The sequence below is a fragment of the Oerskovia douganii genome, from assembly GCF_015142735.1.
GTDB lineage: Bacteria > Actinomycetota > Actinomycetes > Actinomycetales > Cellulomonadaceae > Oerskovia > Oerskovia douganii.
Map to the genome: position 1 here is coordinate 120,584 of NZ_JACSPN010000009.1, position 16,209 is coordinate 136,792.

The 16,209-nt window shown below is 69.4% G+C and carries 14 protein-coding genes and 1 tRNA gene; 7 read left to right on the plus strand and 8 right to left on the minus strand.

Annotation, left to right across the window (positions count from 1 at the left end):
• Window positions 1–84 precede the first annotated feature (84 nt).
• Entirely contained in the window at window positions 85–300 is a 216-nt protein-coding gene (locus tag H9623_RS09120; RefSeq protein ID WP_227748410.1) for a hypothetical protein, read from the plus strand.
• A 61-nt stretch (window positions 301–361) separates the two neighbouring features.
• Here the strand turns inward: H9623_RS09120 and polA are convergent, their stop codons facing one another.
• A complete protein-coding gene (gene polA, locus H9623_RS09125; RefSeq protein ID WP_407671887.1) occupies window positions 362–3,166 on the minus strand; it encodes a DNA polymerase I in 2,805 nt (934 codons plus the stop codon).
• On the opposite strand from polA, the gene H9623_RS09130 reads away from it, so the two are divergent.
• A complete protein-coding gene (locus H9623_RS09130) occupies window positions 3,060–3,506 on the plus strand; it encodes a hotdog fold thioesterase (protein WP_193719737.1) in 447 nt (148 codons plus the stop codon). The genes polA and H9623_RS09130 overlap by 107 nt on opposite strands.
• Window positions 3,507–3,591: 85 nt before the next feature.
• On the opposite strand, the gene H9623_RS09135 is transcribed toward H9623_RS09130, so the two are convergent.
• Together H9623_RS09135 and H9623_RS09140 are read right to left on the minus strand one after the other, a co-directional pair.
• Window positions 3,592–4,260 (minus strand): GNAT family N-acetyltransferase, encoded by a 669-nt coding sequence (locus tag H9623_RS09135; protein ID WP_193719738.1) that lies wholly within the window; start codon window positions 4,258–4,260, stop codon window positions 3,592–3,594.
• A 222-nt stretch (window positions 4,261–4,482) separates the two neighbouring features.
• Window positions 4,483–5,181, minus strand: coding sequence for an ANTAR domain-containing response regulator (locus H9623_RS09140; protein WP_193719739.1), 699 nt, complete (start codon window positions 5,179–5,181; stop codon window positions 4,483–4,485).
• Between the two features lie 120 nt (window positions 5,182–5,301).
• Here H9623_RS09140 and H9623_RS09145 point away from each other — a divergent pair.
• The 3 genes from H9623_RS09145 (at window position 5,302) to H9623_RS09155 (ending at window position 6,309) form a co-directional block, all read left to right on the plus strand.
• Window positions 5,302–5,375, plus strand: a tRNA-Leu gene (locus tag H9623_RS09145).
• Between the two features lie 146 nt (window positions 5,376–5,521).
• Window positions 5,522–5,776 (plus strand): hypothetical protein, encoded by a 255-nt coding sequence (locus H9623_RS09150; protein ID WP_193719740.1) that lies wholly within the window; start codon window positions 5,522–5,524, stop codon window positions 5,774–5,776.
• Window positions 5,773–6,309 (plus strand): tyrosine-type recombinase/integrase, encoded by a 537-nt coding sequence (locus tag H9623_RS09155; protein ID WP_193719741.1) that lies wholly within the window; start codon window positions 5,773–5,775, stop codon window positions 6,307–6,309. The genes H9623_RS09150 and H9623_RS09155 overlap by 4 nt, the downstream gene beginning before the upstream one ends.
• A gap of 258 nt (window positions 6,310–6,567) precedes the next feature.
• Here the strand turns inward: H9623_RS09155 and H9623_RS09160 are convergent, their stop codons facing one another.
• A complete protein-coding gene (locus tag H9623_RS09160; protein WP_193719742.1) occupies window positions 6,568–7,473 on the minus strand; it encodes an alpha/beta fold hydrolase in 906 nt (301 codons plus the stop codon).
• 92 nt (window positions 7,474–7,565) lie between these two features.
• Here H9623_RS09160 and H9623_RS09165 point away from each other — a divergent pair, with 92 nt between their 5' ends.
• Both H9623_RS09165 and H9623_RS09170 read left to right on the plus strand, forming a co-directional pair.
• Window positions 7,566–8,117, plus strand: a complete 552-nt coding sequence (locus tag H9623_RS09165) for a TetR/AcrR family transcriptional regulator (protein WP_193719743.1) — start codon at window positions 7,566–7,568, stop codon at window positions 8,115–8,117.
• A 504-nt stretch (window positions 8,118–8,621) separates the two neighbouring features.
• Window positions 8,622–8,780: a hypothetical protein gene (locus H9623_RS09170; RefSeq protein ID WP_193719744.1), complete on the plus strand. Its 159-nt coding sequence runs from the start codon at window positions 8,622–8,624 to the stop codon at window positions 8,778–8,780.
• A gap of 79 nt (window positions 8,781–8,859) precedes the next feature.
• On the opposite strand, the gene H9623_RS09175 is transcribed toward H9623_RS09170, so the two are convergent.
• The 4 genes from H9623_RS09175 to H9623_RS09190 all read right to left on the minus strand — a co-directional run bounded on the left by H9623_RS09175 (window position 8,860) and on the right by H9623_RS09190 (window position 15,970).
• Window positions 8,860–11,850 carry a glycoside hydrolase family 3 protein gene (locus tag H9623_RS09175; protein WP_193719745.1) on the minus strand — a complete coding sequence of 997 codons (2,991 nt, stop codon included), beginning with the start codon at window positions 11,848–11,850 and terminating at the stop codon, window positions 8,860–8,862.
• A gap of 155 nt (window positions 11,851–12,005) precedes the next feature.
• The gene (locus H9623_RS09180; protein WP_193719746.1) at window positions 12,006–12,419 is read right to left on the minus strand and encodes a hypothetical protein; all 414 of its coding nucleotides are present in this window, start codon (window positions 12,417–12,419) and stop codon (window positions 12,006–12,008) included.
• 129 nt (window positions 12,420–12,548) lie between these two features.
• Entirely contained in the window at window positions 12,549–14,954 is a 2,406-nt protein-coding gene (locus H9623_RS09185; RefSeq protein WP_193719747.1) for a glycoside hydrolase family 3 N-terminal domain-containing protein, read from the minus strand.
• Between the two features lie 599 nt (window positions 14,955–15,553).
• Complete coding sequence (locus H9623_RS09190) at window positions 15,554–15,970, minus strand: DUF6228 family protein (protein ID WP_227748411.1); 417 nt, start codon at window positions 15,968–15,970, stop codon at window positions 15,554–15,556.
• Between the last annotated feature and the right edge of the window lie 239 nt (window positions 15,971–16,209).

The following is a 16,209-nucleotide window of genomic DNA, read 5'->3' on the forward strand; positions in this document are numbered from 1 at the left end:
GTTGACGGATCGCGCGCCGTCAACCTATGTTGACAATGTGGCGGTCACGCCACCCGACCGGAGGAACCGATGAAGGAGCCGGACATGACGATGCTCGTCCATGCCGCCGAGGACGATGACCCGCTGCACGCCCTCGCCGCACTCCGCGACCTGCGGCACGAGGCCGACCGCCGCGAGGCCGTCGTGGTCCGCCGCGCACGGACCCGCGGCATCTCCTGGGCGGCGATCGCGACGATCCTCGGGGTCAGCCGACAGGCCGTCCACAAGAAGTACGGCGGCTCACGCTTCACCCGGTCCTGAGCCCGACCCGAGGAGGCGCGCGACGCCGTCGGGCACCGCGCGCCGCGGGACGGACCTGCCGTCAGTGCCCCGCGTCGTGCCAGGTCCGCCCCGAGCCCACCGAGACGTCGAGCGGGACCGAGAGCTTCGCGGCCGCGCCCATCTCATGGCGCAAGAGCTCCTCGACCGCGTCCCGCTCCCCCGGTGCGACCTCGACCACGAGCTCGTCGTGGACCTGCAGGAGCAGGCGCGAGCGCAGGTCCTGCTCGTCGATCGCACGCTGGACGCCGAGCATCGCGACCTTGATGATGTCGGCCGCGCTGCCCTGGATGGGAGCGTTGAGCGCCATGCGCTCGGCCATGTCCCGACGCTGGCGGTTGTCGCTCGTGAGGTCCGGCAGGTAGCGACGGCGACCCAGGATGGTCGCGGTGTAGCCCGTGACCCGGGCCTCGTCGACGACTCCCGTGAGGTAGTCGCGCACGCCGCCGAAGCGCGTGAAGTAGTCCTCCATGAGGCCCGCGGCCTCGCCCACCGAGATGTTGAGCTGCTGCGAGAGGCCGAACGAGGACAGGCCGTAGGCCAGCCCGTAGGACATGGCCTTGATCTTGGACCGCATGGCAGGGGTGACCTGGTCGGTCGGGACGTCGAACACGCGCGAGCCCACGTAGCTGTGCAGGTCCTCGCCCGAGTTGAAGGCCTCGATGAGGCCCTCGTCGCCCGACAGGTGCGCCATGATGCGCATCTCGATCTGGCTGTAGTCCGCGGTCAGCAGGGTCTCGTAGCCCTCGCCCACCACGAACGCCCGGCGGATGCGACGCCCGGCCTCGGTGCGGATGGGGATGTTCTGCAGGTTCGGGTCGGTCGAGCTCAGGCGCCCGGTCGCCGCGATGGTCTGCTGGAACGTCGTGTGGATGCGCCCGTCCGGGGCGACCGACTTGAGCAGGCCCTCGACCGTCTGGCGCAGGCGCGTGGCGTCGCGGTGCGCGAGCAGGTGCTCCAGGAACGGGTGCCCCGTCTTGGCGAACAGGTCCGCGAGCGCCGCGGCGTCCGTCGTGTAGCCGGTCTTGATCTTCTTGGTCTTGGGCATGTCGAGCTGGTCGAACAGGACCTCCTGGAGCTGCTTGGGCGAGCCCAGGTTCACCTCCCGACCGATCACGTCGTAGGCCTCGGCCGCCGCGGTCGCGACGAGCTCGCCGAAGTGCTTCTCGAGCTCCGTGAGGTAGTCGACGTCGGCAGCGATCCCCCGGGACTCCATGCGGGCGAGGACGTCGACGAGCGGCAGCTCGAGGTCCTTGAGCAGGTGGTCCGCGCCGCGGTCGCGGAGCTCGCCCGCCAGCACCTCCGAGAGCTCGAGGACCCCCGTCGCGCGCACGGCGTCTCGCTCGTCCTCGCCCGACCCGTCGAGCGAGAGGTCCAGCGCGCCCTGCGGCTCGTCGACCTCCTCGACCCGCAGCTCGCGCTTGAGGTGGCGGATCGCGAGGTCGCCCAGGTCGTAGCCCCGCTGGTCGGGGTGGCACAGGTAGGCCGCGAGCTCGGTGTCGAACACGACGCCGCGCAGGTCGAAGCCGCGCGAGGCGAGCTCGTGCCAGGTGGCCTTGGCGCCGTGCACCACCTTGGGCGCGTCGACGTCCGCGAGCCACGCCGCCAGGGCCTGCTCGTCGACGACCGCGACGTCGGCGAGGTCGACGGAGACCGCCGCTGCGCCGTCGTCCGCCACGGCGAGCGCCCACGCGTCACCGCCCACCGGGGCGGCCTTGCCCGCGACGACGAGCCCCACGGGGCGCTCCTTGCGCGCCGTGAGCCAGGCGCCGAGCTCGCCCTGGCCGAGCGTCGCGAGCGAGACGTCGAAGCCCTCCTCGACGTCCTCCTCGCCCTCGGGGGCGAGCGCGAACAGGCGCTCGCGCAGCGCCGTGAACTCCAGGGCGTCGAACACGCGGTGCATGGCCTCGCGGTCCCAGGGCTGCACCAGGAGGTCGTCGGGACCGAGCGGGAGCTCCATGTCGGTGAGCAGCGCGTTGAGCCGGCGGTTGAGCCGCACCTGGTCGAGGTTGGCCCGCAGGTTCTCCCCGGCCTTGCCCGTGATCTTGTCCGCCGAGGCGAGCACGCCGTCCAGGCCGTCGTAGGCGTTGATCCACTTGGCGGCCGTCTTGGGGCCCACGCCCGGGATGCCGGGGAGGTTGTCGCTCGTCTCCCCCACGAGGGCCGCGAGGTCCGGGTAGCGCTCGGGCGGGACGCCGTACTTCTCCAGGACCGCCTCGGGCGTCATGCGCGCGAGCGTCGAGACCCCGACCTTGGGGTAGAGCACGGTCACGTCGTCGCGCACGAGCTGGAACGAGTCGCGGTCCCCCGAGCAGATCAGGACCTCCATCCCCACGGCCGCGGCCTGGGTCGCGAGCGTCGCGAAGATGTCGTCCGCCTCGAAGTTCTCCTTCTGCAGGACGGGGATGTTGAGCGTCGCGAGGATGTCCTTGATGAGCGGGACCTGCCCCTTGAAGGGCTCGGGGCTCGCGTCGCGCGTGCCCTTGTACGTCGGCAGGACCTCGGTGCGGAACGACGCGCGCCCCGCGTCGAACGCGACCGCGACGTGCGTGGGCTTCTCGTCGCGCAGCAGGTTCGTCAGCATCGAGACGAACCCGTAGACGGCGTTCGTCGACTGGCCCGTGGTCGTCGAGAACTTCTCGACCGGCAGGGCGAAGTAGGCCCGGTAGGCCATCGAGTGTCCGTCGATCAGCAGGAGGCGAGGTCGCGCAGTGGTGGTCACGGGTGCAAACCTATCCGCTATGACTGACACGCACGGAGCCGAGAGCCCGTCCCCCTCCCCCGACGACGCCGCGCTCGAGGCCCTGCGCGCGAGCACCGCGGGAACCCTCATCGAACGCATGGGCATCACGCTCGACGAGGTCGCCCCCGACCGCGTGACCGGCAGCATGCCGGTCCTCGGCAACACCCAGCCCGCCGGCCTGCTGCACGGTGGCGCCTCGGTCGTGCTCGCGGAGACCCTGGGGTCGATCGCGGCCCAGATCCACGCGGGCGCGGGACGCGCGGCCGTGGGCATCGAGATCAACGCCACACATCACCGGGGGGTGCGGTCGGGCTCGGTGCACGGCGTCGCGACCGCGCTGCACCTAGGGCGTACCACCGCGAGCTACGAGATCGTCGTCGTCGACGACCAGGAACGACGCGTGTGCACGGCGCGCCTCACGTGCATGGTGCTCGACACCCCCTGAGACCGGGTGCGCCCCCTGCGCACGACGAGGGGCCCGGACCGAAGGAGTCTTCGGTCCGGGCCCCTCGTGCAGTCGTGGGGACGCGTCAGCGGGAGGCCGGCTCGCTCACGAGCGGGGCGTCGAGCCCGGCCGCGACCTCGCGGCGGTAGTCGTCCTGGAACCCCCGCAGGTCCACCGGCCCGGTCTGCCCGTCCGTCCGCGCCTTGCGTCGGCGCGCGATGAGGTCCTCGAGGCTCCGGGCGCCGCGCCGCAGCGTGCCGGAGTCCGCGGCGAGCCGCCGCTGGAGCACCGCCGTCGACACGACGCGGTGGCCTGCGGCCGGCGCGAAACCGAGCCGTGCGAGGAAACGCTGCACGCCCCGCGAGCCAGGGATCGGCACCGAGAACACGTCGATCGCCCCGTGCTCTGCGGCGAGCTCCGCGGTCGCCGTGAGCAACGCGTGGCCGACCCCCCGACGTCGCGCGTCCTGGGACACGTAGAGGGCCTCGATGTACAGGCTGGGCTCGTCGTTGAAGATGTGCGGGTCGAGCACGCGAGCCAGCAGGAAACCGACCGGCACGTCGTCATGGAAGGCCACGAGCGCCGTCCCGCCCGGCACCGAGAGCAGGACGCGGAGCTGGCGGACCAGCTTGGACTCGTCGGAGAAGCAGACCTGGGGCCCGGCAGCGGACTCGCGTCGCGCCTCGGCACAGAGTGCAGCGACACCAGGGAGGTCGTCGCCGACCGCAGGCCTGACCACTACTGCTGCACGCACGTGGAACCTCCTCGTAGGATCTTCCGACCCTGAACGCCCCCGGCGGCAGTCGAGCTATCTGCCACCGACGAGCGCCCCCGGTCTTCGATCGACTGATGCTTCGTGAGAATCCGGGTCTTCGACCTGGACACCTGTCCACGACGATAGCCTTGTTGAGCGTCCCGAACAAAGAGGCTGTTCACGGCCCGGTCAGTGAGGCGTCGACCTGGACGAAGCAGTGGATCAGGCTCCGCCGACCTGCTCGATCACGGCGTCCGCGACCTCGCGCATGGTCAGACGACGGTCCATCGACGTCTTCTGGATCCATCGGAACGACTCGGGCTCCGAGAGGCCCATCTTGGTCATCAGCAGGCCCTTGGCGCGGTCGACGCGCTTGCGGGTCTCGAAACGCTCCGCCAGGTCCGCGACCTCGGCCTCGAGCGCGCTGATCTGCGAGTAGCGCGAGATCGCGATCTCCACCGCAGGCAGCAGGTCCGAGGGGCTGAAGGGCTTGACGACGTAGGCCATCGCCCCGGCGTCCCGCGCACGCTCGACGAGCTCCGTCTGCGAGAACGCGGTCAGCAGCACCACGGGCGCGACGTGCGCCTTGCCGATGCGCTCGGCCGCGGAGATGCCGTCGAGCTCGGGCATCTTGACGTCCATCACGACGACGTCGGGCTTGAGCTCGAGAGCCAGCTTGACCGCCGTCTCACCGTCGCCCGCCTCGCCCACGACGTCGAAGCCCGCCTCGCGGAGCGTCTCGACGACGTCCATGCGGATCAGCGCCTCGTCCTCCGCGACGACGGCACGGCGGGCAGGTCGCGCACCCGACGGCGCAGCGGGGGCCTCCGGCTCGGCACTCGGTTCGGGCTGGATCAGGGGGGGCAGGTCGAGCGGTGCCGTGGCATCGGGCTGCGCGTTGTCGTCACTCACGTCCATCATCGTAGTGGGAGAACCCCCCGTTCGCCCCGCGCTGAGGGTGTGATTCTCGTTTCGTCCCGGTTCTGTGGTTCGATGGTCCACGCACCGCTGCGGGATCCTCGTGCTCCCCGGACGGTCAGTGCCCCGGTAGCCCAACCGGCAGAGGCGTTCGGCTCAAACCCGATCCAGTGTGGGTTCGAATCCCACCCGGGGCACCTCTGCGTCTGGCCCGTGAACTGCGGAGACACACTCAGACGTGGCCCACTCAAGGCCTCTACGTGCCTCTCGCCCCGGCGAATGATCAGGGCGCAGCCCGTAACGGCCAGGTGCCGTACGACACATCGCCGCATGGGCGGTGAGCATGAGCACACAGAGCCAGGCACCTGAGACCGCCACCGAGCCCCGCGCCATCAACACCCTCGACGAGCTGCGCGCGAGCCGGCGAGCCACCATCAACAGGGCCGAGACCGCCCGCATCCTCGACGTCGACAAGCGCACCCTGGAGCAGGCCTCGACGCAGACCAGTCCCCCCGCCGCCGGACCTCGCGTCGTCGCGCCCCGCGAGAAGCTCCTCGCGCTTCTGACCAATGACGCGCCGATCCCGACCGCTACATGAGCGCCCGACCGGGACGCCGAGGAGACGGCTCGTTGCGGACCTACCAGACGGTCGCCGGCACCCGGTACCGCATCGAGTACCGGGTGCTCGTCGACCCCGACGATCCCGAGGCAGGCACTGCACGCAAGGGCGTCGGCGGATTCACCATCAAGGGCGAAGCGGCGAAGACACTGCGGGCTGCCGTCACAGTTGAGACCGGCGAGCGCCTCGACACGAAGGTGACCGTGTCCCAGTTCGCCGCAGACTGGCTCACCGGAAGCCGGACATCGCCATCGACGGTCGAGACCTACGGCCGCTGCGTGCGCCTGCACATCGACCCGCACATCGGGTCCGTGCCGCTGGTGGACCTGCGGGCCGCGCGCATCACCCGGCTCTACGGCGACCACGAAGCCCGCGGCAACCATGACCGGGGCAAGGAAGGAACAGGCCTAGGACCCAACAGCGTCCGCAAGGTCCACGTCCTGCTCGTGAGCATCCTGGACGGAGCCCTGGCCGAGAACCTCATCGCCACCAACCCGGCCAAGCACTCCTAGGTGTTCTGTGTCATGACGTTGGTGACACCCCATCGACCTCACACTGCGGCCAGGAACCAACCCCCAGCCTCACGCCTCCACGCAGAACGCATCCCGCGTCTTCTGCCCTTCGGTGTACTCCCCCCAAGCTCCAGTCAGCGGTGGTTGCCACAAAGTAGTGCTAACCGTTGTGCCGCACAACGCCGGCCTTCAGCGCCGCGGTCGCCGCTTCTCATGGGAGCTACTACGCAAGACCTGTCGACAACCACCGACAGCGGGCTACGACGCGCCCCGCTCGAACCAGTCCAGCGCGAGCGCGACGACTGCGTCTGGCGCATCGTCCGTGACGAAGTGGGCTGCGTCATCGATGAAGGCGAGCTCGAACCGGTCGGCGCGCCGTTCGTGGTCCCGGCAGATGCGCCGAACGGTCGGCTCGGCGAACGGTCCGTCTCGACGACCGAAGGCGGTCAGGGTCGGCGGCTGCAGCCGCATCCGCTTGTACACGCCACGCAGGAGGCGCATCGACACCGGGATGACCATGCCGCGGTACAGCGCAGTGACCGCTCTCTCGACCTCACGTCGCTCGTGCACGCGCAGGTACGCCTCGATCGTGTCCTCCGTCAACGGCCGGGCAACGTACCGCGGGCTGAAGAGGTAGCGCAGCGACCGGCCCCGACGGTGCATCAGCAGCGCGGGCATGTGCGCGAACGCGGGCATCACCTTCGGAGTGAACTCCATGAACCCCGGAGGGACGGCGAGCTGCAGCATCGTGCGCACCCGTTCCGGGCTGCGGTAGGAGAGCTGCATGCCTGAGATGGCACCCATGTCGTGGCAGACGAAGTGCGCCCGGGCGACCCCGAGAGCATCGAGCACGGCGACGACGTCGTCGAGCTGCGACTCCGGCCCGAAGCGCGGATCCGCCGCTTCGGTCCAGCCCGACCCCCGCAGATCCGGGCAGATCACCCGGTAGCCGTGCGCAGCGATCGTCGGCGCGATGAGGCGCCACTGCCACCAGTGCTCCGGAAAGCCGTGCAGCATCACGACCGGGTCACCGGCACCGATCGAGGCGACGTGCGTGCGCAGGCCCGTCGTCTGGACCATCGCGTGCTCGAACCCTGCCGCCTCCAGAAGCGGCGGAGACCAGGTGTCCCCGGCCGTCGCGTCCTGAGTACCCGGCGCGTCCATGAGGAGCCTCCTCCACCACCTCGACCCACTATGGTCGTAGTTTCATTGTGGATCGTCGGCCACTAGATTCATAGTCCTCTAGGCTGGGAAACATGAACGAGACGCGGCGACGGGCCCTTGATGCCGCGGTGCGGCTCGTCGGCACCGACGGCGTACGAGCCCTGACGCACGGCCGAGTCGATGCGGCAGCCGGGCTCCCGCCGGGGTCGACGTCGAATCACTTCCGCACCCGCGCCGCCCTGGTCGCCGGGGTCATCGAGTGGATCGCGGAGAGCGAGCGCCAGGACGGCGGCACCCCCGAGGAGATCCGGACGGCAGAGGATCTCTCGCGGATGCTCGTTCGGCTGATCGAGGTGCAGTCCGGACCACTGGCGGCGCGCACCCGCGCCCGATACGCACTGTTCCTCGACGCGCTCGACGAGGACGCCATCACCCCTCTGCTGCACCAGCGCGCAGTCTTCGAGGACTGGGTACGCCGGCTCCTGGTGAGGATCGGCGGGCCAAGGGCCGAGGCGGGAACCCTGCTCCTGATGGCGTCCTGCGACGGCCTGCTCCTTCACCGGATCACCGTCGATCCCGACGCGCCCATACTCTCGTCCGTCACCGCTGCGGTAGAGACGGCGCTGCGACCGGTTGGCCACTGACCGACTGCTGACGGGACCCTGTCGCAGGCGGCCAGAACGGATCGGCGCCGACACGACCGCGGTGCACGTCGGCTCTACTGCATCCAGGCATGCGCCCGACCGAGGAGAAGGACGGCACTTCACCGCGACCGCTTGGCACAGTATTTCCACGGGATGCCGTGTCCCCCGCCTGCCCGTCGCCCAGACGTCGCCATCGGCGAAAGACCCGCGGCCCGTACCGCACGGGCGGTACGGGCCGCGCAGGATCGCGACCTCCGGCCGAGGTGCGCGACCACCGGACGCGGGATCGTCGAAGGGTGATCGGCACGAGGCGGTGCCGACCACCGAGCAGAGATCCCACCGAAGGAGCCGCCGCACCACGACCATCGCCCCCTCCCGGCACGAGCCGGTCACTGCATCCCGCTCCGGTGATCCTGTCGGCGCTCCCCCGGTCGGCCAGTTCCGCCACGACCTGCTGTCCGGTCGGTGGTGACGTGCGATGTCAGCGCGCACGAGGCAATCAGCGTGCTGCGCGCCGCGTCGAACGACCACAACGTGGCTCTGCGCAGGCTCTCGGGCTGGGTCGTGGCGCTGGCCGAGGAGGTCTCGCCGCCCGAGGACTGCCGCCGGTCGGTCAGCGAGCTCCTCGAGCACCCGCGCGCACCGCGCCGCGGGCGGGAGTGACCCGGGACGGAAAGACCTTCGCCCCCTCCCGAGCAGCTGGAGGGGGTCGGCTGCTCGGAAGGGGGCGAAGGTCGGCCTGTCAGGAGTCGGCGCCCACCGTTGCCGGCTCCTTGGCGGCGACGGGTGCCTCCGCCTTGCGGTGCCGCAGGACACGGCGCGTGACCATGAACCCGCCGGCCAGGACGAGCAGACCGATCAGCACGGTCGCGCCGATCTGGATGTAGACCCAGGTCGGAGGCGTGTACGTGACCGTGGCGCCCGGCGCGAGGCCGTTCATGGCGTTGGAGTTCGCCACCGTGAACAGGATGTTGTGCGTCGCCTCACGGATGTCGCTGACCGCCTTGGCCGAGGAGGTGTCCACGAAAGACTTCGACGGCTGGAACGTCAGCGTCAGGTCCGTGCCCGCGCTGATGCCCTGGTTGGGGCTCATGTAGGGGTACAGGTTGAAGTCCGAGATCGCGAAGCCCTCGAAGCCCCACTCGGTGCGCAGGACGTTCGTCATGAGCGCCTCGGAGCCGCCGGCCCACGTGGCGCCGATGCGGTTGAACGAGCTCATGACGCCACCGGCGCCGATCGTCGTCTCCGAGATCGTGCCGTTGTCGTCGGACACGTACTGGACGTCCATGGTGATGTTCTTGACGGCCATCTCGAACGGCTTGAGGTAGATCTCGCGGATCGTCTGCTCGTCGGCCCAGGTGGCGATGCCGTTGTTGACGCGGTTGGTCTCCTGCTCGTTGAGCGCGAAGTGCTTGAGCGCCGTGTACACGCCCATGCTCGCCGCACCGTTGGACACCGCGGTCGCCATCGCGCCCGAGAGGAACGGGTCCTCCGAGTAGTACTCGAAGTTGCGGCCGCCGAACGGCGAGCGGTGGAGGTTCATCGCGGGTGCGTACCAGCCGTTGATGTCCTTGAACATCGCCTCGTTGCCGAGCATCTCGCCCATCGCCGCACCGAGCTCGACGTCCCACGTCTGCGCGATGAGGAACTCGGACGGGTAGGCCACGCCGTTGATCGACGAGTTGATGAACGAGGAGAACCCGGCGGGGCCGTCGGGCTCGACAGTCTGCGGCTTGGCGATCGAGCCGATCGCAGCCGTCTGGTAGGCGCCGTTGAGCAGCATGCTGGTCATGTCGCCGACCGAGATCGAGTCGAGCAGCTCGTCCCACTTCGGGTCGTCCTTGGCCAGACCGCGCATGTCGACGAGCGTCAGGTCCGTCTGAGCACCGGTCGTGGGCATCTCGCCATCGAACGCGGCGGCTGCGGCCTCGTCGTCCCAGGGCTGGAAGCCCTCCTGGACCGCCTGGTCCGCGACGAGCATGTCCGCGGTCGGGGCCGTCGGGAACGTCCCGGCGAAGTCCGCACGGGACATCGAGAGGATCTTGCCCTCGGTCGGCTCGTCGCTGAACTGCGCCGAGACGTCGTCGAACTGGTTGGTGACCTCGGCGAGGTCGCTCGAGCGGTGGTTGTCGCCCGAATACACGACGTCGGACTCGACCGTGTAGGTGATCGGCGTCGTACCCGGGGCGACCGTGTGGGAGTCGGTGCGCAGCGAGATGACGTAGTCACCCGCCTCGAGCACGTAGGCCGCGTTGTCCTGGTGGTCGTACGAGGCCATCTCCTCGACCGCGAGGTCGATCGTGACGGTCTCGCTCGCACCGGGCTCGATCAGCCCCGTCTTGGTGAAGCCGCCGAGGACGACCTCGGACTTCTCGATCCCGCCGGCCGTGTAGGGCGCGGTGTAGTAGAGCTCGACGACGTCCTTGCCCGCCGTGGCGCCGGTGTTGGTGACCTCGACCGTCACGGAGATCGTGCCGTCGACGTCACCGGCCTCGGTGCTCACGACGTCCCACGAGAAGTCCGAGTAGCTCAGGCCGTACCCGAACGGGTACACGACGGCCTGGTCGTAGTCGATGAAGCCCTCGGCCGCTGCCGTCTCGTAGTACCGGTAGCCGAAGTAGATGCCCTCGGCGTAGTTCACGAACGGGGCGTCCGGGGTCAGCGTCGCGTTGGACGTCGCCTTCTCGATCGCGGGGACCGGGAACGACGCCTCGATGTTCTCGTACACGAACTGGCCGAAGTTGACGTACGTCGGGTCGGCCGTGAAGTCCGTCGCCCACAGGTCCGAGGTACGGCCGGACGGGTTCACCTCGCCCGCCAGGATGTCCCCCAGCGCGTCGAGTCCGGTCGCCCCCGGCGAGCCGGCCAGGAGGATCGCGTCGACCTCGGGGTCGTCCTGGAGCGGGCCCATCTCGATCGTCGTCGAGGCGTTGACCACGACGACGACGGTCTCGAAGTTCTCCTTAGCCAGGGCGATGAGGTCCTTCTCGTCCTTGTTGAGCTCGAGCTGGTGCTGGCCGGCCTCGGCGTTCTCGTCCCAGTCCGTCATGTCCTGCGTGAGGTCACCGCCCTCACCGCCCGGGCGACCGACGTAGACGACGGCTGCGTCGGAGTAGTCCGCGAACGACGCCGACTGCGCCTCGTACTCGCTCACCGGCAGCTCACCGATGTAGTAGGTGGAGATGTCGGGGCGGTCCATCTCGATGTAGCCCCGAGGGTTCTCGGCGGCGAACGCCTCGATCGTCGTGAAGACCTGGTCGTTGACCTCGAAGCCCGCGTTCTCCAGACCGGCACGCGCCGTGACGGCCGAGTTCGTGTCGACCGAGCCGGAGCCCGAGCCGCCGAACACGGGGTCGGCGGCCGCGCGACCCAGCATCGTGACGCGCGAGCTCGGGGCGAGCGGGAGCGCACCGGCCTCGTTCTTCGCCAGGACGATGCCACCGGCCGCGATCTCCTCGACGAGGGTCTTGGCGGCGGCGTCGACCTCGTCGATCGAGCCGAAGTCGGAGGTGTAGTACTCGGTGTCCCAACCGGCCGACTCCGCCGCGTTCGTGAACTCGTACGTGCCGGAGCCGAACTGGGACGCGACCCAGCCACCAGCGACGTTGAGCGCCACGTTCGCGACGACCGTCACGACGGTCACTGTGGCGAGCGTCGGCGCCCAGATCCACAGGTACTTCTTGTTCGACATCGGCTTCTTCGGCCGATCGGCGTTCTTCGCCTTGGCGTTCACTGCATTCCTCCTCGAGTGCGGGCAGCGATCAGGTCATGGGGTGACCGACGGCTCGCGCCGCAGACGTGACGCACTGCCAGCGTCTCGTCGTGATGGGTCGACGGCCCGGTCCCGCGGACGTCGTCTGGCCAGGGACCGGGCGGTGCTCCGTAGGGCTACTCCGAGACCTCGGAGATCTTTCCGTCCTGGTCGATCTGCCACGTCTGGCCGGTAGCGGCCGAGTCGCCCTCGATCGTGAACTTGCCGTCCTTGATGTCGACCGTGCCCTGCACGCGCGACGCGGCGTCGGAGGCCGTGTAGGGCACGACGAGGAGGCCGTACTTGACGGTCGGGGCCTTGACGTCGCTGGCAAGCATAATCTGGGCCCAGGAGTCGTCCTCGGCCAGGGCGTCCGTGACGGCCGTCTTTGCGTTCTCGAGGTCTTCCTTGATGTCCACGTCCGCTGCCTGCTCTGCGGAGGTGTTCGCGCCGGAGTCTCCGTCGCCGCTGCCGCACGCGGTGAGGCCGAAGAGCCCCGTCAGGCCCAGCACGACGCCGAGGCCGGTGGTCAGCACCTTGTTCTGCTTCACTTCTGCTCCTTGGTGAGATCTGGCTACGAGAACGTCCCGCAGCCTTACGGGTGTACCGGGGCGTCCCTGTGGACGCCCCGGTACCCGGGTGACCGCCGGCTCAGGCCGCCGGCCACCCGTGCGTCGCCGTCAGTCCGTGATCGGCCCCGCGTAGTTCAGGCCGAAGCCGTAGTCGTACGAGCTGCCCGCGGAGTCCGTGTAGGGCGTCATGTCCTTCGAGACGTCCTCGAGCTGAGCCTCGACCGTGTCCATGTCCTTCGGGAACTGGATCGGCAGGCGGCCCTGCGGCTCGTAGAGGCCGAGCGCGACCTCGATGAGCGCCTGGTCGCTGGTGCCGAAGCCCACGACGATCGCGTCGGACGTGCCCTCGAACTCGGTCGGGACGACCGGGTTGATCGCCTTGAGGACCGTGATCACTGGGATGTCCTTGCCGGTCGCCTCGACGGCGGCCGTGGCGCGCTCGAACGCGTCCAGGTCGGACTCGTTCGCGATCTTCGAGGTGTTGCCGAAGTACGAGCGGTTCTGCTTGGTGCCGTCGGCCAGGATGTCGCCCGAGAGGGAGACCTTGCGGACGTGCTCACCGTCAGCCGTGTACGGGCGGTACTGCAGGGACAGCGGGTACCAGGTGTCGTTCTCCAGGTCGTGACCGATGTTGGAGAAGTTGCCGCCGTTGTCCGGGGAGTCCATGCCGACGAGGACGACGTCGACGTCGGTGAGGTCGGGGGCGGTGTAGCTGGTCACGACACCGTCGGCGTCCGTCACGGCCTCGTCGGTGACGACCTTGCCGAAGTACTTCTCGGCGGTCTCGATGTCGATGCTCGGAGCCTCGGTGTACTCACCGGGACCGAACGCGCTGGGGAAGCCGGTGTTGTAGTTGCGCGGGATGTAGGCGGTCTTGTCCTTCCAGTCCGCAGCGTCCGCGGCCGCGATGGTCTCGCCGTCGTTCTTCAGCATGACGACCGAGTCGAGCTGGGCCGCGTAGCCCGCCTCGACCTTGTCCTCGCTCGCGAGGACGGACTTCGACTGCTCGAGGTCGAGGAACGGGTTCTCGTAGAGGCCCGGGTTGAAGAACATCGTGAGGATGCGAGCACCGGACTCCTGGAAGCGGGTCTTCGCGTCCTCCTCGAGCTCACCGGCCTCGAACTTCTGCTGCCACAGGTCGGCCGCCTCGAGGATGTGCGTCGCGTCGTTGACACCACCGAACATGTCGTGGCCGGTGCCCAGCACCTTGAGGTAGCGCTCGGCCGGGGTGAGGTCCTCGGCGCCCCAGGCCATGCCGAACATCTCGCCCTCGTCGTTGGCGCCGCTCATGACGCCCCAGTCGGTGACCACGACGCCCTCGTAGCCGGCGTCCTTGCGGAGCTGGTCCATGCGGTCCTGGTCGTACGCCGTGCCCGTGCGGTCGGTGAACTTCGGGTCACCGTTCGCGTCGAGCGCGATCGAGTACGCCGTCATGACCGCCGCGGAGTCGAGCGAGCCGAGGAACGCCTGCTGCTGGGCCGCGATGTTGTCGCCGGGGTAGACGCCGTACTTGCCGGCGTCGGTGTGCCCCTCGCGACCGCCCTCGCCCGGACCGTCGCCGGACCAGTGCTTGATCATCGCGTTGACGGACTCCGGACCCCACTGGTCCTCGCCCTCGCTGCCCTGGTAGCCGTCGACGTACGCCGCGGCCAGCTCGGTGTTCTGGTCAGCGTCCTCGCCGAACGTGCCGCCGACGCGCAGCCAGCGCGGCTCGGTCGCGAGGTCGATCTGCGGCGACAGAGCCGTCGTCAGTCCGAGCGCACGGTACTCGGCCGAGGACATCTCGCCGAAGTTCTTGGTGTGCTCGGTGTTGAACGTCGCGGCGAGACCCAGGTTGGACGGCCAGCGCGAGATGTCCGCGCCCTCGGCGTTGTACCCGCCGGAGCCCGCGGTCGAGCGCGGGTCGGACGCGAAGTTCACCGGGACGTACGGGGTGCCCTCGGCCGCGAGGGTCTCCGTGTAGGCCTGCATCGCGTTCGCCCACTTGACCGTCGCCTCGGCGTCGCTCGCGCCGGCGTGCAGCACGTTGCGCAGGTTGGAGTCCTTGAGGTACTCCTTCTGGGCGTCGGTGAGCCCGTCCGCCTGGGAGCGCTCGTGCGAGCTGAAGAGCATCAGTCCGGCGATCTGCTCGACCGACAGCTCCTCGCTCAGGGCCGCTGCACGGTCCTGAGCGGTCTCGCGCCAGTCCTCCCACGTGTCGAGGGTGCCGTTGGCGTTCATGTCCTTGAACGCGACCTTCTTGCCGTCGACCTCCTCCGTCAGGAGCTCGATCCCGCTGTCCTTGCCGTAGGAGAGGACGGGGCCGTCGCCGGGGTTCGTGACGACCACGAACTCGGTCTTGCCGTCCGTGACCTCACGCGTGGTGAACGCGCTGGAGTTGTTGGGGGCGTCCTCGTCGGAGGTGCCGCTCGTGCAGCCCGCCACCGCGATCAGGGCGATCGCCGAGAGCGCCGCAGCTCCCTTGGCCCCTCGTGGCATCGTCTGGCGTCGTCGCGCCGTCGTCGTCGTCTTCATCGACTTTCCATCTCCTCGCGCTTGCGGGTGTACACGTGTGTCTCCTTCGACTGTCCAAGTGCTGCCGCGCTGTGGATGCCCCGTTGCGGCGGTCGTGCCACGGACCGGGTGACGTCTGAGTCGCCCCGTCTGTGCGGAACCGAGCCGCCGTGGGACGACTTCGCGTCCCTCCGGAGCCCAGCGCCTTTATCACAGCGCGGTTCTCGACGCCCCCCGGGCCGTTCTGCACAACCTGTCGATTTCGACGCACAAACTGTCGACGTGACGCCGTCGCACGCCCTCGAGACGGTGACGGGAGCACGACGACGAGGACCGAGCGGCAGCCCGCGCGCACCGTCTGCGCCCCGCCTGCGCCCCGTCTGCGCTCCGCTTCCGCTCCATGGGTGCCCGGGGCCGTCCGCCCTTCGGTCCCGTCCTGCCGCTCGCGACCCGCTACGGGCGCGGCTGCCCGTCACGACGACGCCCGGCCCGCGTCGAGGACGCGAGCCGGGCGGTGTGGGGCGGTGGGGTCGTAGGGCGAGGACGTCTCTCCTGACGGAGGGCGCGGAGCGACAGTGCGGTCGACCCCGTGATCGATCAGGTTGCGCCGACCTCGGCGATCAGGTCGAGGTGTCGAGAAGGTCGCGGAACGCATCTGCCAGGCGGCGCACGTCCTCACCGGCCCCGTGGTGCGTCGTCGTCGAGAAGCTCCAGGAGTCGTCGCCGTACGGTCTGTTCGTGACCTCCCAACGGAGGTGGACGTGACCGTCGTGACGCGCGGCAACACGCAGCTCGTCCTCGAGCGACTGCCAGGTACGTTCGCCTGCCCAGCCCCGGAACTCGCCGTACAGGCCGTACAGAAACGCCGAGAGTCCGCCGGTACCGATGACCTGCTGCTCGACCCGCAGGTGCTCCCCGACCGCCCGGACGAGCACTCCGGACACGTACGGGTCGTCGGGACCGTATGGAGACGACTGTTCGAACTCCAACGTCAAGGCGGTCGAAACGGGGATGCGCACCATGGCCTGGTCGAACATGCCGCGACTCTACCGAGATCGCAACCCGCTGATGATCGCCGCCGGTACTGCTCCGGCCCGGTGCCCGGCGGCGCGCTTCGTCAGGCGACCTCCTCGACCACGGTGCGGTGCACCGACCAGGCGACCGACCTTGCCCGCGCTCGACGGCGTCGCGCACCGCGTGGGCGCCTGGGCGGGTCTAGTTGAAGCCGATGACGCGTTGGGCGGTCTTGTAGGCGAGCATCGAGATGTGGCGTCCG